Annotated in this window: 25 protein-coding genes and 1 tRNA gene; 16 read left to right on the top strand and 10 right to left on the bottom strand. The window is 68.3% G+C overall.

Annotated elements, in window-relative coordinates; all coding sequences use genetic code 11:
* Positions 1–134: 134 nt before the first annotated feature.
* On the bottom strand, positions 135–1,184 hold the full coding sequence (locus QSK18_RS29780) for a spore photoproduct lyase family protein (protein WP_352396687.1): 1,050 nt from the start codon (positions 1,182–1,184) through the stop codon (positions 135–137).
* A gap of 150 nt (positions 1,185–1,334) precedes the next feature.
* On the opposite strand from QSK18_RS29780, the gene glgX reads away from it, so the two are divergent.
* On the top strand, positions 1,335–3,542 hold the full coding sequence (gene glgX / locus QSK18_RS29785) for a glycogen debranching protein GlgX (RefSeq protein WP_232811480.1): 2,208 nt from the start codon (positions 1,335–1,337) through the stop codon (positions 3,540–3,542).
* Here the strand turns inward: glgX and QSK18_RS29790 are convergent.
* The gene (locus tag QSK18_RS29790; RefSeq protein WP_232811481.1) at positions 3,490–3,726 is read right to left on the bottom strand and encodes a hypothetical protein; all 237 of its coding nucleotides are present in this window, start codon (positions 3,724–3,726) and stop codon (positions 3,490–3,492) included. The genes glgX and QSK18_RS29790 overlap by 53 nt on opposite strands.
* 196 nt (positions 3,727–3,922) lie before the next feature.
* On the opposite strand from QSK18_RS29790, the gene QSK18_RS29795 reads away from it, so the two are divergent.
* Both QSK18_RS29795 and QSK18_RS29800 read left to right on the top strand, forming a co-directional pair.
* Positions 3,923–4,243, top strand: coding sequence for a DMT family transporter (locus tag QSK18_RS29795; RefSeq protein ID WP_232811482.1), 321 nt, complete (start codon positions 3,923–3,925; stop codon positions 4,241–4,243).
* A gap of 5 nt (positions 4,244–4,248) precedes the next feature.
* Entirely contained in the window at positions 4,249–4,809 is a 561-nt protein-coding gene (locus QSK18_RS29800) for a TetR/AcrR family transcriptional regulator (RefSeq protein ID WP_285626014.1), read from the top strand.
* Positions 4,810–4,837: 28 nt separating this feature from the next.
* On the opposite strand, the gene QSK18_RS29805 is transcribed toward QSK18_RS29800, so the two are convergent.
* The gene (locus QSK18_RS29805; protein ID WP_285626017.1) at positions 4,838–5,287 is read right to left on the bottom strand and encodes a MarR family winged helix-turn-helix transcriptional regulator; all 450 of its coding nucleotides are present in this window, start codon (positions 5,285–5,287) and stop codon (positions 4,838–4,840) included.
* Between the two features lie 54 nt (positions 5,288–5,341).
* On the opposite strand from QSK18_RS29805, the gene QSK18_RS29810 reads away from it, so the two are divergent.
* Positions 5,342–5,815: a hypothetical protein gene (locus QSK18_RS29810; RefSeq protein WP_232811485.1), complete on the top strand. Its 474-nt coding sequence runs from the start codon at positions 5,342–5,344 to the stop codon at positions 5,813–5,815.
* A 2-nt stretch (positions 5,816–5,817) separates the two neighbouring features.
* On the top strand, positions 5,818–6,078 hold the full coding sequence (locus QSK18_RS29815) for a hypothetical protein (RefSeq protein ID WP_232811486.1): 261 nt from the start codon (positions 5,818–5,820) through the stop codon (positions 6,076–6,078).
* 38 nt (positions 6,079–6,116) lie between these two features.
* Here the strand turns inward: QSK18_RS29815 and QSK18_RS29820 are convergent, their stop codons facing one another.
* Positions 6,117–6,578, bottom strand: a complete 462-nt coding sequence (locus QSK18_RS29820) for a response regulator (protein ID WP_232811487.1) — start codon at positions 6,576–6,578, stop codon at positions 6,117–6,119.
* 337 nt (positions 6,579–6,915) lie between these two features.
* Between QSK18_RS29820 and QSK18_RS29825 the strand changes: the two genes are divergently transcribed.
* The 7 genes from QSK18_RS29825 (at position 6,916) to QSK18_RS29855 (ending at position 12,844) form a co-directional block, all read left to right on the top strand.
* On the top strand, positions 6,916–7,029 hold the full coding sequence (locus tag QSK18_RS29825; protein ID WP_232811488.1) for a DLW-39 family protein: 114 nt from the start codon (positions 6,916–6,918) through the stop codon (positions 7,027–7,029).
* A gap of 41 nt (positions 7,030–7,070) precedes the next feature.
* A tRNA-Ala gene (locus QSK18_RS29830) sits at positions 7,071–7,146 on the top strand.
* A gap of 247 nt (positions 7,147–7,393) precedes the next feature.
* Positions 7,394–9,319 carry a SpoIIE family protein phosphatase gene (locus QSK18_RS29835; RefSeq protein ID WP_285626036.1) on the top strand — a complete coding sequence of 642 codons (1,926 nt, stop codon included), beginning with the start codon at positions 7,394–7,396 and terminating at the stop codon, positions 9,317–9,319.
* Positions 9,320–9,397: 78 nt separating this feature from the next.
* Positions 9,398–9,967, top strand: a complete 570-nt coding sequence (locus tag QSK18_RS29840; RefSeq protein WP_232811490.1) for a SigE family RNA polymerase sigma factor — start codon at positions 9,398–9,400, stop codon at positions 9,965–9,967.
* Positions 9,964–10,704: a hypothetical protein gene (locus QSK18_RS29845; protein ID WP_285626039.1), complete on the top strand. Its 741-nt coding sequence runs from the start codon at positions 9,964–9,966 to the stop codon at positions 10,702–10,704. The genes QSK18_RS29840 and QSK18_RS29845 overlap by 4 nt, the downstream gene beginning before the upstream one ends.
* 167 nt (positions 10,705–10,871) lie before the next feature.
* Positions 10,872–11,966 carry a calcium-binding protein gene (locus QSK18_RS29850; RefSeq protein WP_232811492.1) on the top strand — a complete coding sequence of 365 codons (1,095 nt, stop codon included), beginning with the start codon at positions 10,872–10,874 and terminating at the stop codon, positions 11,964–11,966.
* Between the two features lie 128 nt (positions 11,967–12,094).
* The gene (locus tag QSK18_RS29855) at positions 12,095–12,844 is read left to right on the top strand and encodes a MerR family transcriptional regulator (RefSeq protein ID WP_285626043.1); all 750 of its coding nucleotides are present in this window, start codon (positions 12,095–12,097) and stop codon (positions 12,842–12,844) included.
* On the opposite strand, the gene QSK18_RS29860 is transcribed toward QSK18_RS29855, so the two are convergent.
* The 5 genes from QSK18_RS29860 to QSK18_RS29880 all read right to left on the bottom strand — a co-directional run bounded on the left by QSK18_RS29860 (position 12,841) and on the right by QSK18_RS29880 (position 19,217).
* Positions 12,841–13,683: a CPBP family intramembrane glutamic endopeptidase gene (locus QSK18_RS29860; RefSeq protein WP_285626045.1), complete on the bottom strand. Its 843-nt coding sequence runs from the start codon at positions 13,681–13,683 to the stop codon at positions 12,841–12,843. The genes QSK18_RS29855 and QSK18_RS29860 overlap by 4 nt on opposite strands.
* Positions 13,684–13,867: 184 nt before the next feature.
* The gene (locus QSK18_RS29865; protein ID WP_232811495.1) at positions 13,868–14,533 is read right to left on the bottom strand and encodes a response regulator; all 666 of its coding nucleotides are present in this window, start codon (positions 14,531–14,533) and stop codon (positions 13,868–13,870) included.
* A 34-nt stretch (positions 14,534–14,567) separates the two neighbouring features.
* Positions 14,568–14,714, bottom strand: a complete 147-nt coding sequence (locus QSK18_RS29870; protein WP_232811496.1) for a hypothetical protein — start codon at positions 14,712–14,714, stop codon at positions 14,568–14,570.
* Positions 14,715–15,940: 1,226 nt separating this feature from the next.
* A complete protein-coding gene (locus QSK18_RS29875) occupies positions 15,941–18,118 on the bottom strand; it encodes a glycosyltransferase family 39 protein (protein ID WP_285626048.1) in 2,178 nt (725 codons plus the stop codon).
* Between the two features lie 106 nt (positions 18,119–18,224).
* Entirely contained in the window at positions 18,225–19,217 is a 993-nt protein-coding gene (locus tag QSK18_RS29880; protein ID WP_285626050.1) for an FAD:protein FMN transferase, read from the bottom strand.
* Positions 19,218–19,518: 301 nt separating this feature from the next.
* Between QSK18_RS29880 and QSK18_RS29885 the strand changes: the two genes are divergently transcribed.
* The 3 genes from QSK18_RS29885 (at position 19,519) to QSK18_RS29895 (ending at position 21,818) form a co-directional block, all read left to right on the top strand.
* Positions 19,519–20,133 carry a DMT family transporter gene (locus QSK18_RS29885; protein ID WP_285626053.1) on the top strand — a complete coding sequence of 205 codons (615 nt, stop codon included), beginning with the start codon at positions 19,519–19,521 and terminating at the stop codon, positions 20,131–20,133.
* Positions 20,134–20,239: 106 nt separating this feature from the next.
* On the top strand, positions 20,240–21,301 hold the full coding sequence (locus QSK18_RS29890) for a COX15/CtaA family protein (protein ID WP_285626056.1): 1,062 nt from the start codon (positions 20,240–20,242) through the stop codon (positions 21,299–21,301).
* A 58-nt stretch (positions 21,302–21,359) separates the two neighbouring features.
* A complete protein-coding gene (locus QSK18_RS29895) occupies positions 21,360–21,818 on the top strand; it encodes a winged helix DNA-binding protein (protein WP_232811500.1) in 459 nt (152 codons plus the stop codon).
* Here QSK18_RS29895 and QSK18_RS29900 read toward each other — a convergent pair.
* Positions 21,804–22,670, bottom strand: a complete 867-nt coding sequence (locus QSK18_RS29900) for an alpha/beta fold hydrolase (RefSeq protein ID WP_285626060.1) — start codon at positions 22,668–22,670, stop codon at positions 21,804–21,806. The two genes, QSK18_RS29895 and QSK18_RS29900, sit on opposite strands and share 15 nt — an antisense overlap.
* 153 nt (positions 22,671–22,823) lie before the next feature.
* Between QSK18_RS29900 and QSK18_RS29905 the strand changes: the two genes are divergently transcribed.
* Positions 22,824–24,860 (top strand): AfsR/SARP family transcriptional regulator, encoded by a 2,037-nt coding sequence (locus QSK18_RS29905; RefSeq protein ID WP_285626063.1) that lies wholly within the window; start codon positions 22,824–22,826, stop codon positions 24,858–24,860.
* Positions 24,861–24,877 lie beyond the last annotated feature (17 nt).

Genomic DNA, 24,877 nt, shown 5'->3' on the forward strand with positions numbered 1-24,877 from the left:
CCAAAAGCCAGCGGGCAGCTCCCACTCTCTACGCCATCCTCCGCGAACTCCAGTACCTGATCGCGACCTGGCGCGGGATCTGCCCCCAATGCCACCAACTCGTACCAACCTAACAAAGCACTACTAGAACCTGGTCAGAACGCGTAGCGCACGGTCAGCCAGGGTGTGCGCTCGGCGATCAGGTCGAGCAGGCGCTGCTTCCAGACCGCCTTCCAGGCCGCGCGGTAGCGCACGTTGCGCATCCCGTTCTGCGAGACCTTGAACTCCTGGATGTCGGGACGCCACAACAGGTTCTCGGCCTGCGGGTGCCAGCCCAGGTTCACCTCGTGCAGGCCCTGGTTGTGGGTCAGGAAGATGACCTCGGCGGCCGCCTGCGCCTTGGCCGCCGGGGAGAGCACGTCGTTCAGGTGGTCGAGGAGTTCGGCCCAGTCTTCCAGCCACTCCTCGTGCACCACCACCGGCGACAGGTTCAGGTGCACCTCGTAACCCGCGGCGAGAAAATCGTCCACTGCCGCGATCCGCTCGGTGACCGAGGACGTCCTTATGTCCAGCAGTTTCGCTGTCTTCTCGGGCATCACGGAAAACCGGACGCGGGTGCGCCCCTGAGGTTCGTAGGTGAGCAGATCGCGGTTCACCAGTTTGGTGGCGAACGACGCCTTCGCCGTGGGCAGGTCGCGGAAGGCCGCGACCAGGTCGGCCACGTTGTCGCTGACCATCGCGTCGACCGAGGCGTCGCTGTTCTCCCCCAGGTCGTACACCCAGGCCTCGGGGTCGCACTGGTTCGGCTCGGTCTTCGGCCCCTGCCGCACCACGTGCCGGCGCAGGTAGCCGATCATCTGCTCGATGTTGGCGTAGACGGTGATCGGATTGGCATACCCCTTGTGCCGCGGCACATAGCAGTACGCGCAGGCCATCGCGCAACCGTTCGAGGCGGAGGCGGCGATCCAGTCGGCCGAGCGCCCGTTCACCCGAGCCGTGAGCGTCTTGCGCACCCCCAGCGCCAGCACCTCGGACTTCGTCCGCACCCAGCGCTGCACGTTCTCCTCGGCGTTGTGCACCGCGTCGATCCGGTTCGCCGAGGCCACCTCGATCACCTCGGCCTCGGGCCACCTCGCCACGATCTGCCGGCCCCGCTCGAGCTCGAGCGCGGCCGGTTCGGCGTAGATCGTGCGGACGTCCAGCAGCACCTGCCCATGCTCCCCTACGCAGGCACGACGAGCACCTCGGACATCGCCGTCAAGTTGACTCTTCAAGGTGCAAAGACGCCCTTTCCGGGTCATGATCTTGGCTCAGCACTTCGGCTGAGACCCGCCTTGGCATTTCAGGGAGTCAGTGTGACGGATCCAGCCTCCTCGCCGTCCGCCCTCGGCGTGTGGCCTGGTAAGGCCTACCCGCTCGGGGCCAGTTTCGACGGATACGGAACCAATTTCGCGATCTTCAGCGAGGTCGCCGAGAAGGTCGAGCTGTGTCTCTTCGACGAGGCCGGCAACGAGACCAGAGTCGAACTGCCCGAGGTCGACGCGTTCATCTGGCACGTCTTCCTCCCGGGGATCCAGCCCGGTCAGCGCTACGGCTACCGCGTGTACGGCCCGTGGGACCCGGCGCAGGGGCATCGCTGCAACCCGAACAAGCTGCTGCTCGACCCGTACGCGAAGGCGATCGACGGCAAGTTCGACTGGGACGAGTCGATGTTCGGCTACCCCTTCGGCGACCCGGACGCGCGCAACGACCAGGATTCGGCCGTCCACATGCCGAAGTCCGTGGTGATCAACCCGTACTTCGACTGGGGCGTCGACCGGCCCCCGCGCCACGAGTACGCGGACACGGTAATCTACGAGGCGCACGTCAAGGGCCTGACCCAGACCCACCCGGACGTGCCCGAGGCGATGCGCGGCACCTACTCCGGCATCGCTCACCCGGCGATCATCGAGCACCTGACCGCGCTCGGGGTGACGGCGATCGAGCTGATGCCGGTGCATCACTTCGCCAACGACTCCACGCTGATCGACAAGGGCCTGTCGAACTACTGGGGCTACAACACGATCGGGTTCTTCGCCCCGGACACCAAGTACTCCTCGACCACCACGCCCGGCGGGCAGGTGCAGGAGTTCAAGGCCATGGTGCGGGCGCTGCACGAGGCGGGCATCGAGGTCATCCTCGACGTGGTCTACAACCACACCGCCGAGGGCAACCACCTGGGCCCCACGCTCTCCATGCGGGGGATCGACAACCGGGCCTACTACCGGGTCATGGACGACGACCCGCGCTACTACATGGACTACACGGGCACCGGCAACACCCTGAACGTCCGGCACCCGCACTCGCTCCAGCTGATCATGGACTCGCTGCGCTACTGGGTCACCGAGATGCACGTCGACGGCTTCCGCTTCGACCTGGCCTCCACCCTGGCTCGCGAGTTCTACGACGTGGATCGGCTTTCCAGCTTCTTCGAACTGGTGCAGCAGGACCCGACGGTCAGCCAGGTGAAACTGATTGCCGAGCCTTGGGACGTCGGTCCTGGCGGATACCAGGTCGGTAACTTCCCGCCTCAGTGGACTGAGTGGAACGGCAAGTACCGCGACACCGTGCGGGACTTCTGGCGCGGCGAGCCGGCCACCCTGGGTGAGTTCGCCTCACGCATCACCGGTTCGGCCGACCTCTACGAGCACTCCGCCCGGCGCCCGGTGGCCTCGATCAACTTCGTCACCGCGCACGACGGCTTCACGTTGCGCGACCTGGTCTCGTACAACGAGAAGCACAACGAGGCCAACGGCGAGGACAACAACGACGGCGAGAGCCACAACCGGTCGTGGAACAGCGGGGTCGAGGGCCCGACCGACGATGCGTCGGTGCTGGAGATCCGGGCCCGGCAGCAGCGCAACTTCATCGCGACCATGCTGCTCTCGCAGGGTGTCCCGATGATCGCCCATGGTGACGAGCTGGGTCGCACGCAGAACGGCAACAACAATGTCTACTGCCAGGACAACGAGCTGTCCTGGGTGTCCTGGTCCGACGTGGACCAGGACCTGCTGGAGTTCACCCGGGCTGCAGCGACGCTGCGCCGCCACCACCCGGTCTTCCGCCGCCGGCGCTTCTTCAACGGCCTACCGGTGCGGGCCCAGGGCTCGGAGACCCAGCCGGACATCGCCTGGTTCCGGCCCGACGGTTCTGAGATGACCGACCAGGACTGGGGTTCCGGCTTCGGCCGGGCGGTGCTGGTCTACCTGAACGGGCAGGGCATCGACGACCTGAGCGCCCGCGGCGAGCGTGTCGTCGACGACTCGTTCCTGGTCTGCTACAACGCTCATGACCAGCCGATCGACTTCGTCGTCCCGCCGGAGAACTTCGGCGCCAACTGGGAACTCGTGCTGAGCACCGAGCCCGGCCGTCAGCCGATCCACGCTCCGGCGGTTCCGGTGCAGGGTTCGGCGATGTCGGTGCCCATGGTCACGGTCGAGCCCGGTCCGGTGGTCGAGGCCGGCAAGCCGCTCACTGTGGCTGGTCGGGCTCTGGCGGTTCTTCAGTTGCGTCCGGCTTCCTGAGTTCGGCCTGGCGCTTCTCGTAGCGGGCCTGCCAGAAGCACAGGGCCGAAGCGGCCAGGAACACCACGCCGACGGCGAGCCCCATGGGCTTGCCGTCGACGATGCCGCGCAGAACGAGTTCCGGCAGGGCGATACAGAGCAGCACGATCGCTGCGGCCAGCCAGGCCCGGGAGTTCGCCGCCATGCCTACCTCACGCTAGATCCACAGTTGTCCGGATCGGCTATCCAAGCAGGTGTTGGTCCCCGGCGCGACGGGCGCGTATTTCACGCCTGTCGCCCGGGGCTCCTCTGTATCTGAACCTCTTCTTACCCATCAGGAACAAATTCGCCTGCCACTGAACTTGTACAGACGTACTAGTACAGACGTACAGGAGTTGGCGATGGCGTACATCATGCTGGGCGCGGCGATTGCGCTCGAGGTTCTGGGCACCAGTCTTCTGCCCTCCACACAGGGCTTCTCCCGGCTCGGGCCGACGCTGTTGTGTCTCAGCTCCTACGCGGCCGCGTTCATCCTGCTCTCGCGGATCGTCGAGTACCTGCCCGTGGGGGTCGTCTACGCCACCTGGTCAGGCATGGGTATCGCGGCGATCATGCTGATCGGGGCCACCTTCCTGGGCGAGCCGCTGACCCTGGCCAAGCTGGCCGGAGCAGCGATGATCATCGGTGGAGTGGTGATCCTGAACGTGGCTGGGGTTCACTGAGGCGGGTGACGAACTCCCGGGATCCCGAAGGCCGGCGCCGCGCCCTGCTCGCGGCCACCGTCGAGGTCGTTGCGGAGGTGGGCGTCGCGCGCACTACGCACCGGGCGATCGCGGCCCGGGCCGGGGTGCCGCTCGGGGCGACCACCTACTACTTCCCCACCCTGCAGGACCTCGTCGCGGCTGCTCTGGAACAGGCCGCCGAAGCCTGGGACGCGGATCTGCTGCGGTGGGAACCCCAACTGCTGCGCGCTCAAGGTGAGCCGACTGACGGGAGGCCCGCAAACGTCCTTACGCAGTTGGTGTTGGAGTACTTGGCCGACCAGCCCCGCGCCCGGCTGGAGTGCGAGCTCTATCTCGCGGCGGGGCACACGCCCGAGCTACGGCCGTTGGCCACGCACTGGTTGCTGGGGCTGCGCGACATGTTGACGCGGGTAGCCGGCAGACCTGCCGGCTATGCCCTCGCCACCCTCGTCGACGGGGTGTTCTTGCAGGCCACAGTCACCGGCAAGGCTCCCGCGGCGGCGGATCTCCGGCTCGCGATCGAGCGCCTCTGGGATCTCAACTGAAGACGTTTGCCCGCCTGGTTCGCGGGGTTCACTCCGCCGCCTGAGGCCTCGGCCCGGGTCTTCCCGCCATGACCGGCAGAAGGAGAGCGGTCAGCGCACGCCGCTGTTCCTCGTCCAAAGGCTCGAGGACCTTCTCCTCGACCTGCCGGATGGCCTGGAAACCAGCTGCGATGAGCGCACTTCCGGCCTCGGTGACGATCAGGTCGGCAGTGCGCCCGCGGCCCGGCAACGTGCGGCGCTCGACCGCGCCCAGGTCTTGGAGCTGGTGCAGCGTGGCCTGCATGCTCTGCGCCGTGACCCCGGCCCGACGGCCGAGTTCGCTGTAGGACAGGCCCGGTTCACGCGAAAGGTGCCCCAGGGCCGACAGGTGCCGCAGTGACGTGCCCCGTTCCTTCAGCACGGCCTCCACCTCGGTGCGGATCGTCCGGCCGATGTTCATCAGCAGGAAGCCGGGGCTGGGTTCGGGCGGTCGCGTCACCGGCTCATCCTGGCACTTGCGGAGCAGTTTAAGTCTGACTGTAACCTTGCCTGCATGAAGGCCGTCCTGCTCTCCGTCCACGTCGTGCTGGCGATCATCCTGATCGGGCCGCTCACCGCCGCCGCCAGCCTTTTCCCCCGCTACGCACGCGAGGCCGTCGCGGCTGGTGAGGATCGCGCCGGCCCGTTCTCGGTGCTCAGAGCGCTGCACCGGATCAGCACCGGATACGCGGTCGCCGGCCTGGCGGTGCCGGTGTTCGGCATCGGCACCGCCTCGGCCATGGGCGTGCTGGGCGACTACTGGATCTGGATCTCGATGGCCCTGACGGTGGTTGGCGCGGCCCTGCTGGCCTGGGGCGTCGTGCCTGCTCAGCGCCGGGTCATGGAACTGCTGGGCGCACCCGGCGACCCGTCCCCGGTGTCTTCGCTGCTGCCCCGCCTGGGCATGCTGACCGGGCTGTTCGGCCTGATCTGGGCCACCGTGGTGGTCCTGATGATCGTGCGCCCCGGCTCGTCGACGGGGGTGTGAGCGTGTCTGCTGGTGCTCTGCGCGGTCTGCGGGCCGCAGCTGCGGTGGAAGCCCTGTCGCTGGTGATGCTGCTGCTCAACCTGGCCACGGTGCACGTCGCAGCCCTGGCCTCGGCGCTCGGCCCGATCCACGGCTGCGCCTACCTGATAGCTGTTGTGCTGACCTGGACGATCACGAAAGAAAAGACCACCAGGGCATTCTCGATCGTCCCGGGATTCGGTGCACTGCTCGCCCTACGCCGCCTGGAGGCGGCCGATGCATAATCCCCAGGCTGTGAAAAGCCTTGTGGATAAAGGTGGGTCTATTCCTCGTCGCTGGGCCGGTGACCGGGAAGATGCGCGATCTTCGCGTAGAAATGGTCGATTCGCCGCACCACCTCGGTCAGCCCGTCGAGGTTCATCGGCTTCGTGACGTAGGCGTTGGCGTGCAGCGAGTAGCTGCTCAGGATGTCGGTCGGGGCCTGCGAGGTGGTCAGCACGACGATCGGGATGCTGCGCAGCTCCGGGTCGTTCTTGATCTCCGCCAGCACCTGCCGCCCGTCCATCCTGGGCATGTTCAGGTCGAGCAGGATCACGTCGGGGCGCGGCGCGTCCTCGTACTCGCCGGTGCGCCGCAGGAAGGCGACCGCTTCCTCTCCGTCGTTGGCCACGTAGACGTTGCGCGGGGCGCCGATCGACTCCAGCGCCTCCTCGATCATCAGCACATCGCCCGGATCGTCGTCCACCAACAGGACTGCCATCGCGCGGGTGGCGGCAGCGAGCATGAGAAACCCCTCGAAGTTGCACTGGAGCGGCCGAGGAACTACTTCGCCTGCTGTAAAGCTCGCACCTCGGGGGCTGCACTGGATCAGGTCCGATCCTAGCCGCCACCCGGCGCCGGCGGACAGAGATGAGCAGCCTCGGCGAGCCAATAGTTGTTAACCCCCGACTTCCCGTCCTGACCTGCTGCTTCGCCCCTGTGCGGGACCCGCTCCCGTAGCTGCGCGACCAGCCCTTGCCACCGCACCGGCCGCGCGTCCCGGGCGGTGGGCGGCGGTGATAATCTCGTCCTGCTCGAAGGGCGGCAGAGACGTCGCCCTCAAGGACGGGGAGGAAACCCTCATGAAGAAGCTGCTGATGGTCGCGGTCGCGTCCGCAGCCGGCGTCGCTGTCTGGCGTAAGGTCGGAACCAGCAAGCCCACCCAGCCGTGGGCGACGGCGACCGACAAGGTCTGAACCTCCCGTCCCGCGAGTAGCCCTTCTCGCTCGCGGACCTCGGGGACGTGGCGCAATTGGTAGCGCACCTGCTTTGCAAGCAGGGGGTTGTGGGTTCGAGTCCCATCGTCTCCACCACAGGTCAGGGGCCGTTTCCGAAAATCGGGAGCGGCCCCTTCCGTCTGCTGGGACCCCGGACGGGTACCTGAGCGTCCCCGGGCCGTCCGGTGATTCGGTCCCGGGCCCTGCTCGTTCGCAAGAGATTCCGGGTTCTGCGGTCGGCTACTCAAGCTGACCCCGTGCGTCGCCGCTGCGGTAGTACGGTCGAACCGCGCGATCCAGTGAGGTCCAGGGCCTGGCCCTGTCGAGCAGTGACGGGGGCAGCGTGGACGACGGTGACTTCGGCGGTGACGTCGGTGTGGGCTCCGACGGTGTGCGCGCGGCGGTGTTGCACCAGCTCCGGCAGTACGTGATCGCTGCGGTCGGCCCGACGCACCGGGTAGTGACCGTGAATGCGGCGCTGCTGCGGGTTCTGGGCGGTTTCAACCCGGTGGGGCTGGAGTTGGTCGACTTCCTGGAGGGTGCTCAGGGGCAAGGGCTGATCGACATCTACGACCGGGCCTTCGCCGGGCAGCCGACCGACCTGAAGCGGACGCGGTTCGTGGTGTCCACGCCGCAGGGGTACCAGGAAGAAATCATCATCGATTTCGAGGTGAGCCCGCTGCGGAACCGGCAGGGCGAGATCGTCGGCACCGTCGGCACCGGCCGCGACACCACCGCCACCGTCCTGCGGGAAGAGGCCGAGGCTGCCACAACGGCCGAGCTGACCCGGCGATTTCAGCGCGCCACCGACGTCATTGCCGAAGTTCAGCGGGCGCTGCTGCCTTCCCGACTGCCGGTGCTGCCGGGACTGGAGGTGTCTGCGAGCTATTCGATCGGGGGAGCCGAGCAGGCAGCCGGTGGTGACTGGTTCGATGTGCTGCCCTTGCCCGGGAACGTGGTCGCGGCGGTGGTGGGCGACGTCGTCGGTCACGGTGTCGATGCCTCAGCGGTGATGGCGCAGCTGCGGGCCGTCACTCTGGAACGGTTGCACGCCGGCGCCGATCCGGCCCAGGTGGTCGCCGCGCTGGACCGTTTCGTGGAAGTCATGCCCGGCGCCCGTGGCAGCACCATCTGCGTGGTGTCACTCGACGTGGCCGACGGCCGGTTGCAGTACTGCTCGGCCGGGCACCCGCCGCCGCTGATCACCGGGCCGGCCGGCGCCAGCATGTATCTCGACCCCAGCGGCGCAGGTCCGCTGGGTGAGGGCGGGCCCAGGACGATGCTGACCGGGCAGCTCGAGCGAGAACGGGTGCTCCTGCTCTACACCGACGGCATCATCGAGCGGCCAGGAGTGCCGGTGACCCAGGGCACCGTCGAACTGCGCCAGATCGCCGAGGCTGCGTTGCGGGACGAACTGTTCCCAGTGTTCAGCCTGCCGGCCGCGGTGGACCGCTCGACCACGCAGGTGCTCGAACGACTGACCCGCGAGACCGGGGCCAGTGACGACATCACCCTTCTGGCGTTGCAACGTGCCCCCGCTCTGACCGATCTCAGCCTCGAAACGAAAAGTACCGGGGCCGGCGGTGTGCGCCAGGCCCTGAGGGCCTGTTTCCGCCCCGACCAGGTGGACGGGGCCGCTCTGGCCGAACTGGACCAGATCGTCACGGAGTTGTGCGAGAACGCGGCCGAGCATGCCTACGACGGCGCCGGAGGTCCTGTCGGGGTGGATGCCGGCGTTGATCAGCGCGGAATGCTGGTCCTGCAGGTGACTGACCAAGGGAGCTGGCGACCCCGCACACAGGTCGACGACGGCCGGGGAATCGGGCTGGCTCTGATCCAGCAGCTCTCCGAGTCGGTGTCGATCGAGTACGACCGGGGCCCGGACGACGGCACGCAGGTGCGGGTCGAGTACCGGCCCTGGAAACAGTCGAACCATGCCGACCCGCGTCGCCCGGTGGAGCATGCCCTGGTCGCGGACGTCTTCCTCGAGCCCCAGGCCGATCAGAACGTGCTGCGCGTCAGCGGTCCCATCGACGCGGCGACGACCGGGGAGCTGGAGGCGCAACTGGCTCTGTGCATCACGCCGGGATCGCCCACGCTGGTCCTGGACCTCCAGAAAGCGACGATGCTGTCCAGTACGGCCGTCCGTACGGTGCGCCGAAGCCTGGACCGAGCCGGAAGCGCCGGGGTGCACATGCGGGTCAGCGCTCGTCCCGGCAGCGTCGCCCACCAGATCCTGGCCCTGGTGGCGATTCCTACAGACGGCTGAACCGGCGTCCTCTTCGTTCGGTCCGGAGGCAACCTGGGAGAGCACCGGATCCGTACAGGGAGCGAAGGAGGTACCCACATGCCGCGCTCCAATCGTGACGAAGAGTTCGCCACGTTCGTCCGGACAAACCGGACTTCGCTGTTGAAGTTCGCCTGCCTGCTCACGGCGGGCGACGGGCACCAGGCCGAGGACCTGGTGCAGACGGCGCTGACCAAGGTGTATCTGGCCTGGCCGAGGCTGCGACGCAAGGACGGCGAGCTGGCGTACGCCCGGCGCACCCTGCTGAACAGCCACATCGACGAGACCCGGCGTCCCTGGTGGCGGCGGGAACGGTCCACGCCCGAGCTTCCGGAAGTGCCCGCGTTCGAGGGACCGGAAGGGATCGCGGGCCTGGACGAGGGGCGGTTCGGGTCGGACGGGCAGCGGGTGAGGGACGCCTTGGCCGCCCTGCCCAGCCGGATGCGGGCCGTCGTGATCCTGCGCTACTGGCTAGATCTCAGTGTCGAGGAGAGTGCCCGGATCCTCGGGTGCACCCAGGGCACGGTCAAGTCCCAGGCGGCGAAGGGGACGGCAAAACTGCGGGACCTCCTCACGGTGCCGCCGCAGGCCGTGGCACCCGCGTATCAGATGGGAAGGACCAACCGATGAACGAGCTCAAAGACATCCTGGACAAGGCGGTTTCGGTGCAGGACAGGCCGGTGGACCCGGCTGCGGACATCGCTCGCGGCCGCGGTGAGCTGCGCAGGCGGCGGATGACCCGGTTCGGCGCCGGGGCGGCCGGTATGGCTGTGATCGCCGCAGTGAGCGGAGTGCTGGTCACCGGTGGTTCGGACGGCGGTTCCACCCCGCCGGCCCTGGCCGGTACGACGGCCCCCGCCACCACCGCAGCCAAGGGTTCCTTGCCCGGGATCCAGCTCGTCGCCTACACCGGCGAGCAGCTGCCGGGTTACGACGTCGGGTTCGTGCCCAAGGGCTGGGAGATCCAGGGGGGCGACGACTTCACGCTGACGATCGCGCCCAAGGGGTTCAAGGACCAGGACTACAACAGCTTCGTGGGCAAGATCGCGGTCATGCTCGAGTCCAAGGACGCCGCTGGTGCGGAAGAGGACTACGTGCCCACCGACGAGGAGCTCAAGTCCTGGGGGATGGAGCCCGGCAGCCTCGACAGCACCACCACCGAGATCGAGGTGAGCGGTCAGGAAGGCAAGCTGCGCCGCGACAAGGAGACCAATGACTCGCCCATGGTGAAGGTTTCCTTCACCGACGCGAAGGGACACAACGTCGTGGTGCAGGGCCCGCTGTCGTTGGGCTGGACCGACGCCCAGTGGGTCGAGTTCGCCGAGGGGGTCAAGGTTCTGGGTAACGCGGAGGCCGGCGTCGGCTGATCCGGGGTGACCGGAACGTCGCGCTCGTCAGGTACCGGACGAGCGCCCCGTTCCGGTCACACAGCAGGTCTCAAAAAGCGGTACTCTCTGACCGCATTCGTCCTCGATCGTGCCGGATGCCCCCTGAGCTCGTTGCGTATCCAGCTCCTGATCCTGGAGATCCCCTCATGGCTGAGCGCCGCCGTCCCCGTTCGCTGCTGAGTCTCGCGGCGGTCGCCTCGTTGCTAGGGGTCGGCCTGGCGGCCATCAGCTTCGGGGACCGGGCCGACGCGACCGAGGCCGGGGCGAAGGCCAGCGCGCGCGTCGTCACCTACGAGGACGGGGCCGAGGCGGGGATCCAGTACCTCGAGTACCGGGGTGCCTACGGGCAGCAGAGCGACCTGACCATCACCGTCGAGAAGGTCGGCTCCACCCGTAATTTCACCTACACCCTCGACGACAACGCCAACATCTCGGTGTTCCCGGGCTGTGAGTACCCGGTCGCAGGTGACCTCACCCTCGTGACCTGCACGATCGCCAGCGTCGCCCCGAAGAACAGCGAGGGGCCGAGAGCGCACACGATCATCCGGCTGTACGACCTGGACGACACTGTGCGGTTCGAGAACCTCAGTGGCACCGAACTCCGCAACAACTTCACGCTCGGTGAAGGCAATGACACGTTCACCGGCACCGGCTCGAACGCGCGCACCACGGTCTGGGGCGGCGCCGGCAACGACACCATCACTGGCGTAACCGGAATCACCGTCGAGGCCGGCGAGGGCAACGACACCCTGGCCGCGTCCGGTAACGACACCACGCTCAGCGGAGGCGAGGGCAACGACACCATCACCGGTGGATCGGGTGCTCAGACCATTCGTGGTGACGCTGGTGACGACGTGATCCGTGGTGGTGCCGGCGACGACTTCCTCTACGGAGACGAAGGCAAGAACAAGGTGTACGGCGATGCCGGCAACGACGGCATCAGCGGCGGGAGCGGCAGCCTGCTGTACGGCGGTGCGGGCAACGACATCATCAGCGGCGACGGCAAGGTCAAGGCCTACGGTGGGCCGGGCAACGACCAGCTCACGGGCGGTTCGAAGAACGACCTGCTCTACGGCGAGGCAGGGAAGGACCGGCTCGACGGCCGCGAGGGCAACGACCAGCTCTACGGTGGTTCCGGTGCGGACAAGCTGTTCGGGCGGGCCGGCAACGACCAGCTCTACGGCGGTCCCGGCAAGGACCTGATCAACGGTGGCCCCGGCAAGAACAAGCTGAAGAACTGAGCTGCCCGTTCGAAGGCCGCTTCCGCCAGCGCGGGAGCGGCCTTCGGCGTTTGCGGGACGAACAGTTGACATTGACGCAGCGTCAACTCCTACCGTGGATCCCGTAACCGAGTGCGGGAGTGATGGCGATGGAATGGTCCATCCAGGAGATCGCCCGGCTCACCGGGGCGACGAGTCGCACCCTGCGGCACTACGACGACGTGGGACTGCTGGCGCCGAGCCGGACCGGGCCCAACGGTCAGCGCTACTACGACCAGGCCGGGCTGGTCCGGCTGCAGCGAATCCTGTTGCTGCGTCAGTTCGGACTTGGGCTGCCGGCCGTCGCCGAGGTGCTGGACGGGGAGAAGGACGAGGTCGTGGCGTTGCGCCGGCACCTGGAACTGCTTGAGCGAGAACAGGACCGGATCGAGCGGCAGGCCGAATCGATCCGGACGACCATCCGCAGGATCGAGAGAGGGGAGCCACTGATGGCTGAGGAAGCACTGGACGGGTTCGACCACACGCAGTACGAGAAAGAGGTCACCCAGCGCTGGGGCCGCGACGCGTACGAGAAGGGCGATCGCTGGTGGCGGTCACTCACCCCGGAGCAGAAGAACGAGATCAAGCAGCAAGGGCTGGACGTGGCCCAGGATTTTGCCCGGGCGAAGCAGGCCGGGGAGCCGGCGCACGGTGAGACTGCCCAGGAAATCGCGCGCCGACACGTCCATTGGTTGTCGTTGTCCACCGAAGTGAGCCGGGGCTACGTGATCGGCCTCGGGGAAATGTACGTAGCTGACCCGCGTTTCGGTAGCTACTACACTCCGGACGGTGAGGATCCCACGCCGTACGCCGAGTACGTGCGCGACGCCCTCACGGTCTATGCCGAGAACAATCTCTAGCTGACGGCCTCGGTGCGGGACAGGCGCCGCAGCCGCCGCAGGAAGTAGACGGTCAGCACAGAGCACACGAGCACCGAGAACAGGCTGGCCTCCGGGCCGAACTCACCACCGGAAATCAGCAACGGACCGTCGAGCGTGCTCTCGAGGATGCCACCGCCGCTGGAGTCCGACCCGGAGACCGGAGCCCCGAAAATACCGGCCTGAGCATAGTTCCAGCCGAAGTGCAGTCCGATCGGCAGCCACAGCGAACGGCTCACCGCGTAGCAGGCGCCCAGCATGAGACCGCCCTGGATGGCAATGGCCACCGCTCCCCAGAGGGAACCGTTGGGGTTGATCAGGTGCAGGAAGCCGAACACCAGGGCCGAGCCGACCAATGCGCCGACGGTACCGGTGAGCTGTTCGAGCAGCCGGAACAGAATGCCCCGGAACACGATCTCCTCGATGGTGGCGACCGCCGTCATCATCCCTGCTGTCGCAAGTGCGGCCCAGAGCGAACCTCCGCTCAGGGAGTCATATCCGCCAAAGGTGGCGATCAACAGCACCACGACAACGAACAGTCCGACCCCGGCGAGAGCACCGCGCACCAGGCCGGCCCGGGCTGTACCCGGCTCGACCTCGCTGGCCTGGCGATTCTCCAGCTTGCCAATCACCCAGCGGTACAGCCGGATCGACGCTATGGCCGCCAGCACACCCAGCGCCAGCACGACCAGGGCCATGAACCGCGACGTGGTCTCGACCATCGCCGACAACGGACCGGCCACTGCCGCGTTCAGGGCGAGGAACGCCACCATCAGTACGACCAGGCGTGCCGCGGTGTGGTTCTGCAATCGGGCGAGCATCGCGATCTCCTCGTTCTCGGTAAGGTTTTCGGCCGTTCGGCCACACCCAGAACGCTAGAAAACGGACGCCGGTGGGCGCGTCCCGCACGAGAGCGCACTTCGGGTAGCTCACCTGGGGGATACCAGAGCTCAAAACCCAATTATGGACGTCGGTCAGCCACCTTTGCGCAGTGGTGGGCCGTGCCTAGTCGGCCTCGGTGACCAGTCCGTTCCGATGCGCGAACACCACCGCCTGCACCCGGTCCCGCAGATCCAGCTTGGTCAGGATGCGCGAAACGTGGGTCTTCACCGTCTCCCGGCTCACCACCATCGCGTCGGCGATCTCAGGGTTGGACAGGCCCTCGGCAATCAGGCGCAGCACCTCGACCTCGCGTGGGGTGAGGGCCGCCAGAACATCGCCGGCGGTCGAACGAGGACGCACCCGCTCGCCGAACCGCCCGACCAGACGCCGCGTGACGGCCGGGGCGAGAAGCGCCTCACCAGCTGCGATGACCCGGATGCCGTTCAGCAGTTCGGCCGGCGGGGAGTCCTTCAGCAGAAACCCGCTGGCCCCCGCCCGGAGCGCCTCGTAGACGTACTCGTCCAGTTCGAACGTGGTCACGACCAAGACCTTCACCGGGTTCTCGACCCCCGGCCCGGCGATCTCGCGAGTGGCCGAGATGCCGTCGAGCACCGGCATCCGCACATCCATCACCACGACGTCCGGCCGCAGTTCAAGGGCCAGATCCACCGCCGCCCGGCCGTCCCCGACCTCGCCCACCACGTCCATGTCCGGCTGGGCCGACAGAATCGTGGCGTAACCGGTCCGGATCAGCTCCTGGTCGTCCGCCACCAGCACTCGCAGGGTCACGAGCGCCGAGGCTATCGGCAGTTCGGAAGAGAGATCAGCTCTCGCTACGCAGCTTGGCCGCCAGCCAGTCGCGGGGCTCGACGCCGAGCCGGCCGACCAGCTTGTCCATCCCCAGCCAGGCCATCTGCCCGGCCGCGATCGCCCCGCTGACCAGGATGCCGGTGTAGACGATCTCTCCCACGGTTCTCCCTGTTGTTTCAGAGTGCGCGTTCACTGCCTGCGGTGTAAGCGCAAGCGAGGCTACGCGATGAACAACGTCGGACGCCGCGTCTGAACACTGTGAAAAATGCCCGGACCCATCGGGCAGGCCGTGATGATCTTTGCTGCGCGTGGTCGGAATGATGCCGGTCAAGATCAGCTGAGAGAACCGTCGACGGTAATGGATCGCGCAGGTCAGGACCTGATTTGTTGGTGGCGGGAAGCTGCTGTGCGGGCAAGATCATTCAGGTCTCAGGAGGGCCTTTGAATGGCCTGCCGCGGCCTGCGGATCTGATCATTCTGTGTCGACCAGGATATGAATCACTGATTCGGCCGCTGCCCTTTCGTCCGGGCGTTCGGGGCAAAGATTGGTCATGAACGGTTCAGGACCGATCCAGCTTCTTGAGCGGCTTGGCAGTTCGTGCCTTCCCGAAGCCGGACGCGGAAAGCGCCCGCCGCCCCATCCGCTGACCGTCGGTGGCTCTACGTATGAAGAAACAGCCTCATAGCGACAATTTCTTAATGCGTAGAGGCCGGGCCACCCGCGGGCTGCAGCCGCGAGTCGCCCGGCCTCCTGGCTGAAGGACCTCTGCGGCGGAGGTCTGGTCAAGACGCCGCAGGCCTGACGACACAGCACCGCCCCGCCCGATGTGGGCAGGGCGGAGGCGGCTCGATATTGGGCTGGGGGATGGCTCGGCCTCGGTAGCGGGGTGAGCGGGGCGGCTGGAAGGAAGTAGGTCAGTCGGCTGGCGCTGCGTGGGGGTTGCTCAAGGCGGCGAGGTACGGGGTGGCTCAGTAATGGCCGGGATGTGTGGGGATGGGTAGCCGGGTGCGGGGGCTCGGGTGTGGTCAGTGTGGGCGTGGCCGGTGTGAGTGTGGTGCGGCTGGGCGGGTTTGAGGGTGGCGAGGTGACTGGTGGGTTTGGTTGTGGCCGGGTGGGGTGGCCCAGAGGTGGGGGTGGGTGGCTCGGGCGTGGGTATGTCTGGCAGGTACGGGTAGGGGTGGCCCGGGTGCGGGCCCGGGTGCGGGCCCGGGTGCGGGCCCGGGTGCGGGCCCGGGTGCGGGCCCGGGTGCGGGGCCGGGTGGCCGGGGGTGGGTGTAGCCGGGGTGTGGGTGTGGCCGGGTGTGGGTGTAAGGCGCTGTGGCCTGGGGCAATGCGGCTTTGGGGCGCCGCCCCACCTGGGGGAGTGGGGCGGCGCGGATGGGGGGTTAGCCGGCTGTGGTGGTGGAGGTGGTGGGCTGGGTGAGGTCGTAGACGGTGGTGTCTCCGATCGTGGTGGTGGAGTAGTTGGCCTCTACCCAGGCGGTGATCTCGGCGGCGGCGTCGCTGCCGCCCATGCTGTTCTGGCTGATGCTGCCGGCGGAGATGAAGTAGTGGATCTCGCCGTTGGCCACGTACTCCTGGAACTGGGCCAGCGTGGGGGAGGGGTCGGTGCCGTTGAAGCCGCCGATGGCCATGACGGGTTCTTCGGAGGCCAGCTGGTAGCCGGAGGCGTTGTTGGAGCCGACGGTGGCCGCGGCCCAGGTGTAGGAGTCGGCGTCGGCCTGGAGGGCGGCGACCAGTTCGTCGCTGGGGGTGGTGGCGTTGAGCAGGCCGCCCATGCCACCTCCGCCGCCGCCCATGCCGCCGCCACCGCCGGTGCCCCGGCCGAAGGACTGGCCGCCCTGCGACTGGGACGTGCCGCCCTGGGACTGCGAGGTGCTGCCGTCCTGGGACTGGTTGGGCGTGGTGGTGGAGCCGTTGCCGCCGGTTGACCCGCCGGTGCCACCACCCGTGCCGCCACCGCCACCCATACCGCCTGGGCCGCCGCCGTTTCCGCCGCCGCCCATGCCGCCGAAGCCGCTCTGGCTGACGCTGGGGCCGGCGGAGGGGATGGAGCCGGTGTGGGCGGTGGAGGCGGTGTTGAGGGAGTAGCTGAGGGGGCCGAGCAGGGCGGAGAACACGGCGAGGGCGCCGATGCCGAGCATGATGCGCTGGCGGGCGGGGCCGCGGACCTGGCCGGCGAGCCAGCTGGAGGCGGCCAGGCCGACGGCGGCGAGGAGGCCGCTGACCAGTACGGCGTAGCGGATCCAGGGGTGCCAGTCGGAGCTGCGGGCGAGGAGGGTGTAGCTCCACAGGGCGGTGGCCAGCACGGTGCCGGCCAGGACGAAGGTGGCCACGACCGAGCGGGTGCGCCAGAGGGTGGCCACGCCGATGCCCACCAGTGCGGCGATGGCCGGGGCCAGGGCCACCGTGTAGTAGGCGTGGAAGATGCCCTGCATCAGGCTGAAGGTCACGAAGGTGACCACCAGCCAGCCGCCCCAGATGACGAAGGCGGACCGGGAGGTGCTGGTGCGCGGGAGCTTTCGGGTGACGACCAGACCGGCCACGAGCAGGATCAGGGCGGCCGGCAGCAGCCAGGTGATCTGCCCGCCGAACTCGGACGTGAACAGGCGGGTGATGCCGGTCTCGCCCCAGTTGCCGTTGCTGCCGACGCTTCCGGTCTCGTCACCGGTCAGCCGGCCCAGGCCGTTGTAGCCGAGGGTGAGTTCAAGGATCGAGTTGTTCTGCGAACCGCCGATGTAGGGCCGGGCCGAGGCGGGGACCAGTTCGACGATCGCGATCCACCAGCCGGCCGACACGATCATCGCGGCGAAGGCGGCCAGCAGGTGACCGATGCGCTTGGCGAACGTGGTGGGCGCCGCCCACAGGTAGGCCAGGCCGAAGGCCGGCACCACGAGCAGGGCCTGCAGCTGCTTGGTCAGGAAGCCCAGGCCGACCATGACCCCGGCCAGGATCAGCCAGCGCAGCCGGGCGTGCTCGACGGCCCGCAGCACGAAGTAGGCCCCGGCCGTCATCAGCAGGACCAGCAGGGCGTCGGGGTTGTTGAAGCGGAACATCAGGGCCGCCACCGGCGTGGTGGCCAGCACCGCACCGGCCAGAAGGCCTGCCCCGGCGCCGAAATGACGCCGGACCGTGGTGAAGAGCAGGCCGACCGTGGCCACACCCATCACCGCCTGCGGCAGCAGGATGCTCCACGAGCTGAGGCCGAAGATGCGCACCGACAGGGCCATCGGCCACAGAGCGAGGGGCGGCTTGTCGACCGTGATCGAGTTGGCGGCGTCGGAGGAGCCGAAGAAGAACGCCTTCCAGCTCTCGGAACCGGCCTGGACGGCCGCCGAGTAGAAGGAGTTGGCCCAGCCCGACTCGCCGAGCCCCCACATGTAGAGGAAGGCGGTGGACACCAGCAGGCCGGCCAGCGCCGGGCGCACCCAGGCCGGATCTTCTTCGCGGCCGCGGACCAGCCGGTTCAGCCGGGAGCGGGGCGGTGAGAGATCGGGCGGGGCCGCATGTCTTCCGGACTCCGAGGACCCGGCGCCGGCCGAGGTGTCGAGAGTGGTCGTCATCAGAGGTGGTCCTTGTCGTGGGGATCGGAAACAGCCGGAAGACAGCTGCCTTCATCAGGTAGACGTTCCGCAGGCACCGGAACGTGAGGTGCAGGCGTCATAAATCTCAATGGACGGCGTGGGTGGGCTCGAGAGGACGGGTGTGACCGGCCCAGTTGCCGGACAGCACCTCGTCCTCACCAACTGTGATCAGGCGGGCGGGCACCCAGAGCTGGGTGAGCCAGTCGCGGGCCCGCGCCCCCCGGACCAGTGAGGCCGTGGCGTAGGTGGTGGCCTCCAGGCAGGTGAAGCCGATGGCACTGACCATCCGCCAGACCGGGAGCGGAAGGTCACCGGTGTGCGGATCGATCAGGTAGCTGACCGGGACGTCGCGCCGCCGGGAAGAACGGGTGGGCCGGGCCCCGGCCCGGGAGGTGGCCATCGCGGAGCCCGCAGACAGATAGACCTCGCTGGGCAGCGAACCGTCCCGGTCCAGCACCGGCACGCGCCAGCCCTCGTCCGGTGCCGGTCCGGCCGAGGCGACGTTCCCACCCAGCTGCACCAGCACCCCCGCGTCCACCCGCTCGCGCACCCGGGCGGCCGCCAGGTCGCAGATGGCGGCCTTGGCCGTGGCGCTGAGATCGAGCGTGGTGCCGGGCGGCACCTGCAGACGGCGGCCCTCGAGCCGGACCTGCTCCCAGCCCGGCGCGGGCCGCACGCCGGTGGCCCGCGACCCGCACACCGGCAGACCGGAACGGTCCTGACCTGCGTAATGCAGTGCGGTCAGGGCCGCGCCGACCGTGGGGTCGACATCGCCGGCCGTGCGCTCGGCCACCGCCAGGGCGGCCGCGACCAGCTCGGCCAGCAGTGGGCTGAGGGTCACCGGACGCCCGGCGGCTCCGTAGAGCCGGTGCAGCTCGGCGTCGGGCCGGGACCGCGCCGCGGCCTTCTCGGCGGCGGCGAACTGCCGGGCCACGATCCGGCGGGCCAGGTTCAGCGCGGCCGGGTCGTCGACGGTGACGGACGCGGTGGTGCCCCAGGCGTTCCAGGCTGTGCTGGACCCGGCCGGGGACGGCTGGGGACGGCGCCGCCGGGGTACGACGATGTCGGTGATGGCCACGGCTTCCTCCTGAAGTTCTGAGGTGATCACCTTCTTCCGGGCAGCTGAGCCGTTCGACAGAGCAGTCTGAATGTGAGCTGTGGGAAATTCTTGTGGGACGTCTGTGAATCTGTGGTGACCCTGTGCCGGAAGAGTGGAATTCGAATCGGGTCATCGAATGACCGATTTGCAGGGGGCACCCCCGAAATGAGCCTCGGCTTGGTGGAAATTCGCGCCCTCTGCCCCGTCTACACCTACTCCGCAGTCAGTTTCGGGTTAGGCTTCGACAGAAGTTGATCAGCGTCCGGATCAGGGGGATTTCGTGGCTTGGCTGGCCTTGGCAGGGGCTATCGCACTGGAGGTCATTGCGACGCTCAGTCTCAAGACGGCTGACGGATTCACCCGTTTCTGGCCCAGCGTGATCGTGGTGGTGGGCTACGTCGGGTGTTTCACACTCCTGGGTTTCGCGTTGAAAACCTTCGACGTGGGCCTGGTTTACGCGATCTGGTCGGCGATCGGCACGGCCGCGATCACGATCGCCGGGATCATGCTGTTCGGTGAGTCGCTCACCTTGCCGCGGGTCTCCGGGGTGGTGCTGATCGTGCTGGGGGTCATCGTGCTGAATCTCAGCGGGGGCGAGGCGCACGCGTCCGGCAGCAAGAGCCCGGAGAAGATCACCTACCGCATCGGCCAGGACTCGACGATCTCCTCTTCGGCCTATGACGGGGCGATCTCGCTGGACCGGGTGAAACTGGCCCGGGCGAACGCTTCCGTGCCGGTTCCGCGAAAGGCTGAGCCGGAATCCGGGGAAGTGCCCATGCTCACCCCCCGCACCGGCCTCATTCCGAGGCAGGCGCGGCCCCGGCACGACATGAAGACTTCCCCGGATTCCGACCTGGGACCGATCTTTCCCGACCTGCGCCGCCGGGAAACCTGACCTTCGTCCCGCAAACCAGCGCCCAATCGTCCTCAATTCGACGCAACGGACACCAGAAAGCCCGCCCGGCCACCGATCATCGGTGAGCGCATGACAGACTCGAGGCATGCGTACGCCGTTCGGCCTGCTGGAGCCCTACGTCAGCTTGACCCCCCGAGCGGTGCGGTGGGCCACCACGTTCGCTCTGCTGTGCAGCATCGGCATCATCCTGACCGGCGGGATCGTCCGGCTGACGGGTTCCGGTCTGGGCTGCCCGACCTGGCCCAAGTGCACCGACGACTCGCTGATCGTGCCCGCCGAGATGGGCATCCACGGCACCATCGAGTTCACCAACCGGATGCTGACCTTCGTGATCTCGGTCGCGGTGGGGCTGGCGATCATCACCGCCCGGCTGCAGAAGGTGCCCAACCGCTGGCTGGTGCGCACCACCTGGTCGCAGTTCTTCATCATCGTGCTGAACGCGGTGCTGGGCGGGATCACGGTCTGGACCGGGCTGAACCCGTACATGGTGGCGATCCACTTCTGCGCGGCCACGCTGCTGCTGACCACCACGACGCTGAGCTACGACTACGCGCACAGCCCGGCCTTCGCGGACTGGAGTCGGCACTCCCTGCCCGAGGGCCCGGGTACTCGTTACGCCCGGGCCAAGGCCCTCTTGCGCAGCCAGGCCACCGAGGGTCCGGTCGTCCTCAATCAGGTTCCGGCCGACCCGACGCGCCCGCGGCGCACCCGACTGGCCTGGGTCCTGGTCGCGGTCGCTGCGCTCCTGGTGGTCGCGGGCACCCTGACCACCGGCGCCGGCCCGCACCCGGGCGACTCCAGCGAGGTGCACCGGATCGACCTGGACTGGGCCGGTCTGGCCTGGGTCCACGGCCTGCTCGGCACGCTCGTGCTGGTCCTCGCCGGTGCGGTCACCTGGGCCGCGCACCAGGCCGCCGACCTGAAGACCCGCCGGCGCGGCCTGATCCTTCTCGGCCTGCTGGTCGGGCAGATGACGATCGGCGTCTACCAGAGCCTGGACGGCCTGCCCTGGGTGGTCGTGGCGGCCCACATGGTCGGCGCGGCGCTGGTCTGGGTCGGTGTGCTGCGGGTTCTGCTGGCCACCATCCACCCCGACCCGGTGGTGCTGACGCCTGAGACCGAGGCTCCGGCGCCGGTCAGCGCTTGACCTGAAGCGCGGTTCACTTCCTACCGTGGCCATCCGTCCCTGAGCAGGAGGTAGCGCCGTGGCGATCGCCGAATACCCCGACGAGCAGGTGTCGGCCCAGCCGATCGGCTACTGGAGCCGGGTGGCCTACCAGGCCACGGTGGGCCGGCTGCGGGCCGAGCTGGCAGTTCAGCAGCTCACCCAGCCGCACTGGTGGACGCTGAACCACGTGGCCGGTGATCCGGGGAAATGGACCCGGACGGAGCTGGCCATGAGGCTCCAGCCCTTCGACGACCTGGGTATCGAACTCGAGGACGTGTTCGACGACCTGATCGAGCGCGACTGGCTGGAGGAGTCCGACGGGTTCCGCCTGACCGCGCTCGGCGAGCAGGAACTGGCCAAGGCCCGCGAGCGGATGTCCGGCGCGCAGCAGGACACCCGCTCGGGGATCTCCACCGAGGACTACGTGACCACGATCAACACGCTGCGGCGGATGATCGGCAACCTCGGCGGCGACAGCGACCTACCGGGCCAGTAGCTCGCGCAACGCCTGAACGATCAGCGCCGGGTCCTCCTCGGCCATGAAGTGCCCGCAGTTCACCGTGCGGTGCACCAGGTTCTCCGGCTGCTGCACCCAGGCCTGCCAGCGGGCGACGGCCTGGCCGGTCATCTGCGGTCCCCAGTCCTGCTGCAGCACCGCGACCGGCATCTGCAGCCGGGTGCCTTCGCGGCGGTCGGCCTCGTCGTGCTCCACGTCGATGCCGATCGAGGCCCGGTAGTCGGCGACGATCGAGGTGACGGCGTCGCGGGACTTCTTCAGGTACACCTCGCGCACGTGCGCCGGCAGCGGGGTCCGGGCCCAGATGTCGAGGAAGTGGCCGAAGAACTCGTCCGGCACGGCGTTGATCATGGCTTCGGGCAGGCCCGGGGGCTGCGCCATCAGGTAGAGGTGCCAGCCCACGGCCGCCGACCGGCCGGCCATCACGTCCCACATGTCCAGGGTGGTGAACACGTCGAGCGAGGCCAGGTGAGTGATCACCCCCGGATGGTCGAGGCCGGCCCGGATCGCCACCAGGGCACCGCGGTCGTGGCCGGCCAGGGCGAACTTCTCGAAGCCGAGGTTCTTGGCCACCGCCACCACGTCGGCCGCCATCGTGCGCTTGGAGTAGGTCTCGCCGGTGTCTTCGGGCTTGTCGCTGTCACCGTATCCGCGCAGGTCAGGGCAGATGACGGTGTTGGTCCGGGCGAGTTCGGAGGCCACCTCGCGCCAGCAGACGTGGGTCTGCGGGAAGCCGTGGAGCAGGACGATCGCCGGGCCGGAGCCGCCTACGGCCACGTTGAGGTGGACGCCGTTCGTGCCTTCGATGCGCTGCTGGGTGAAGTTGTTCATGGGTTCTACGGTGGGGTGGGTCAATCAGTGTTCAATCAGTGCCGGGTGCAGTTTGGGTTCTCAACCTTGCTTCGGGCGTGTCGTGTTTCCCAGGGCGGGTGGGGGGCTGGCGGTGGCTCGTCAGCACGCCGAACAGCTTTAAAGTGAGGCCCGATGCTGAACTTTGCCGTGCTTGGCCCCCTGGAGGTCGAAAGCGACGTACAGCCGGTCAAACTGGGCGGCCCCCGGCATCGTGCTGTCCTGGCCAGACTTCTGATTGCCGCACCGCGCGTGGTGCCGGTGCAGTGGCTTATCGATGACCTTTGGGACGAGCCGCCCGAGGGGGCGCTCGGCTCGCTGCAGACGTTCGTCGGGGCGTTGCGGAAGGCTTTGGAGCCCCGGCGGCCGGCTCGGACCGCTTCCCGGTTGCTGGTCACGCAGGCGCCGGGCTATGCGCTGCGCCCGGAAGAGGTGGATGCCTGGCGGTTCGCGGACGGAGTCCGCGAGGGGGAGCGGCTGCTCTCCGTAGGGCAGCCGCTTGCGGCCCATGACCAGCTAGAACGTGCTTTAGGACGATGGCGAGGGCCTGCGTACGCAGAGTTCGCTGATCAGTCGTGGGCTCGCGGGGAGGTGCAGAGGCTGGACGAGCTCCGGTCGCTGGCCGTAGAGCGTCGGGCCGAGGCCGGGCTTGCGCTCGGGCGTTCGGCGGCGGTCGTTCTCGACCTGGAGGCGCAGGTCGACCGGCAGCCGCTGCGGGAAGACGGGTGGCGGCTGCTGGCTCTCGGGCTGTACCGCAGCGGCCGACAGGGGGATGCACTGGCTGCGCTGCGGCGGGCCCGTGAGGTTCTGGCCGAGCAACTGGGGATCGATCCCGGTGAGCCGCTGCGGCAGCTCGAGAGAGACATCCTCGACCAGGCTGCCCATCTCGAAAAACCCCTTGAGAAGCAGGTTTCCGGCGACGGTCTCTGGCGCGCAGCGATCCGGGCACAGGATCCGAACCCGGTCGGGGCGATCGGGCGGCGGCAGCGGCTGGAGGCGCTGATGGGCCTGGTGCGGGCGCTCGCGGTGACCGGCGAGCTGACCCAGGCGCGGCAGTACCGGGCGGAGGCCGTGCGGGCTGCCGCCGATTTCGCCGATCCGCTGCTCTTCGCCCAGGTGGTCGGCGCTTTCGAGGTGCCCGCGATCTGGACCGCGAACGACGACGAGGAACTGTCGACGTTTCTGGTCGAGTCGGCGGAGCGGGCGTTGGTCGGGATCGAGGCGCTGGGGGAGGAACACCCTTCCGAACGCGCCCGCCTACTGATCACGATCGCCCTGGAGCGGCGGGCGGACAGCGGTCCGCGCGGGATGGAAGCGGCTCGGGAGGCGGAGCAGCTGGCCCGGGGGCTGAACGATCCGCACCTGCTCGCGCTGGCCCTGAACGGCCGATTCCTGCAGACCTTCGGCCGCGCCGGCCTGGCCCGCGAGCGCGCTCTCATCGGCCATCAGATTGTCGAGATCGCCGCAGGTCAGCCCGCCGAACAGGCGCTGCCGACGGTGGCCGTGCTGGGTCACCTGATCCTGGTCCAGTCCTACGCCGCGCTGGCCGACCTGTCGGCCGCCGACCGACACGCCCGGGCTGCGGACGAGCTTGCCGAAGCACACGGCATTCCGCTGATCGGGGTGTTCACGGCCTGGTACCGAGCGTTGCGCGCCGCCCTCACCGGTCCGGCCGAGGCCGCGCAGGCCGCGTACGCCCAGGCCGCGGCCAAGTTGCCGGGCACGGGGATGCCCGGGGTCGAGAACGGCATCCTGCCGTTGGCCCTGCTCGGCCTCGACGTGATGCACGGCGGTACCGGAAAGCACCTGGCTGATATGGACTTCGGCCCCTATCGACCCTGGTTCGACGCGCTCACCGGCGTGAGCCCGCCACCGGCGTCCCCTCGTGATCTGCTCTTCGAGGCCCGCACGGTGCTGCACGCCCTGGCCGCGATCCGCTCCGGTGACCAGTCGGCCATGAGAAAGACCTACGCCCAACTACTTCCAGCAGAGGACGAGGTGGCCGGGGCGGGGAGCGGAATGCTGGCTCTGGGGCCGGTCGCCGGGTATCTGGGCCGACTGGCCCGTGCTCAGGGGGAGAACGACCGCGCCGAGCGGCATTTCGCCAAGGAACGCGCGGTGCTCGCCCAACTGCGGCAGCAGACGGAAGGCCCGGCCACCCACGAGGGGTGACCGGGTCGTCCAGCTGC

This window comes from Kineosporia sp. NBRC 101677, from assembly GCF_030269265.1.
Classification (GTDB): domain Bacteria; phylum Actinomycetota; class Actinomycetes; order Actinomycetales; family Kineosporiaceae; genus Kineosporia; species Kineosporia rhizophila.

Coding starts and splice junctions, on each gene's coding strand:
- QSK18_RS29850 (WP_232811492.1), top strand. CDS start 10,872: ATGGCTGAGCGCCGCCGTCCCCGTTCGCTGCTGAGTCTCGCGGCGGTC.
- QSK18_RS29900 (WP_285626060.1), bottom strand. CDS start 22,670: ATGAACAACTTCACCCAGCAGCGCATCGAAGGCACGAACGGCGTCCAC.
- QSK18_RS29845 (WP_285626039.1), top strand. CDS start 9,964: ATGAACGAGCTCAAAGACATCCTGGACAAGGCGGTTTCGGTGCAGGAC.
- QSK18_RS29855 (WP_285626043.1), top strand. CDS start 12,095: ATGGAATGGTCCATCCAGGAGATCGCCCGGCTCACCGGGGCGACGAGT.
- QSK18_RS29825 (WP_232811488.1), top strand. CDS start 6,916: ATGAAGAAGCTGCTGATGGTCGCGGTCGCGTCCGCAGCCGGCGTCGCT.
- QSK18_RS29840 (WP_232811490.1), top strand. CDS start 9,398: ATGCCGCGCTCCAATCGTGACGAAGAGTTCGCCACGTTCGTCCGGACA.
- QSK18_RS29905 (WP_285626063.1), top strand. CDS start 22,824: ATGCTGAACTTTGCCGTGCTTGGCCCCCTGGAGGTCGAAAGCGACGTA.
- QSK18_RS29890 (WP_285626056.1), top strand. CDS start 20,240: ATGCGTACGCCGTTCGGCCTGCTGGAGCCCTACGTCAGCTTGACCCCC.
- QSK18_RS29795 (WP_232811482.1), top strand. CDS start 3,923: ATGGCGTACATCATGCTGGGCGCGGCGATTGCGCTCGAGGTTCTGGGC.
- QSK18_RS29790 (WP_232811481.1), bottom strand. CDS start 3,726: ATGGCGGCGAACTCCCGGGCCTGGCTGGCCGCAGCGATCGTGCTGCTC.
- QSK18_RS29860 (WP_285626045.1), bottom strand. CDS start 13,683: ATGCTCGCCCGATTGCAGAACCACACCGCGGCACGCCTGGTCGTACTG.
- QSK18_RS29875 (WP_285626048.1), bottom strand. CDS start 18,118: ATGACGACCACTCTCGACACCTCGGCCGGCGCCGGGTCCTCGGAGTCC.
- QSK18_RS29810 (WP_232811485.1), top strand. CDS start 5,342: ATGAAGGCCGTCCTGCTCTCCGTCCACGTCGTGCTGGCGATCATCCTG.
- QSK18_RS29820 (WP_232811487.1), bottom strand. CDS start 6,578: ATGCTCGCTGCCGCCACCCGCGCGATGGCAGTCCTGTTGGTGGACGAC.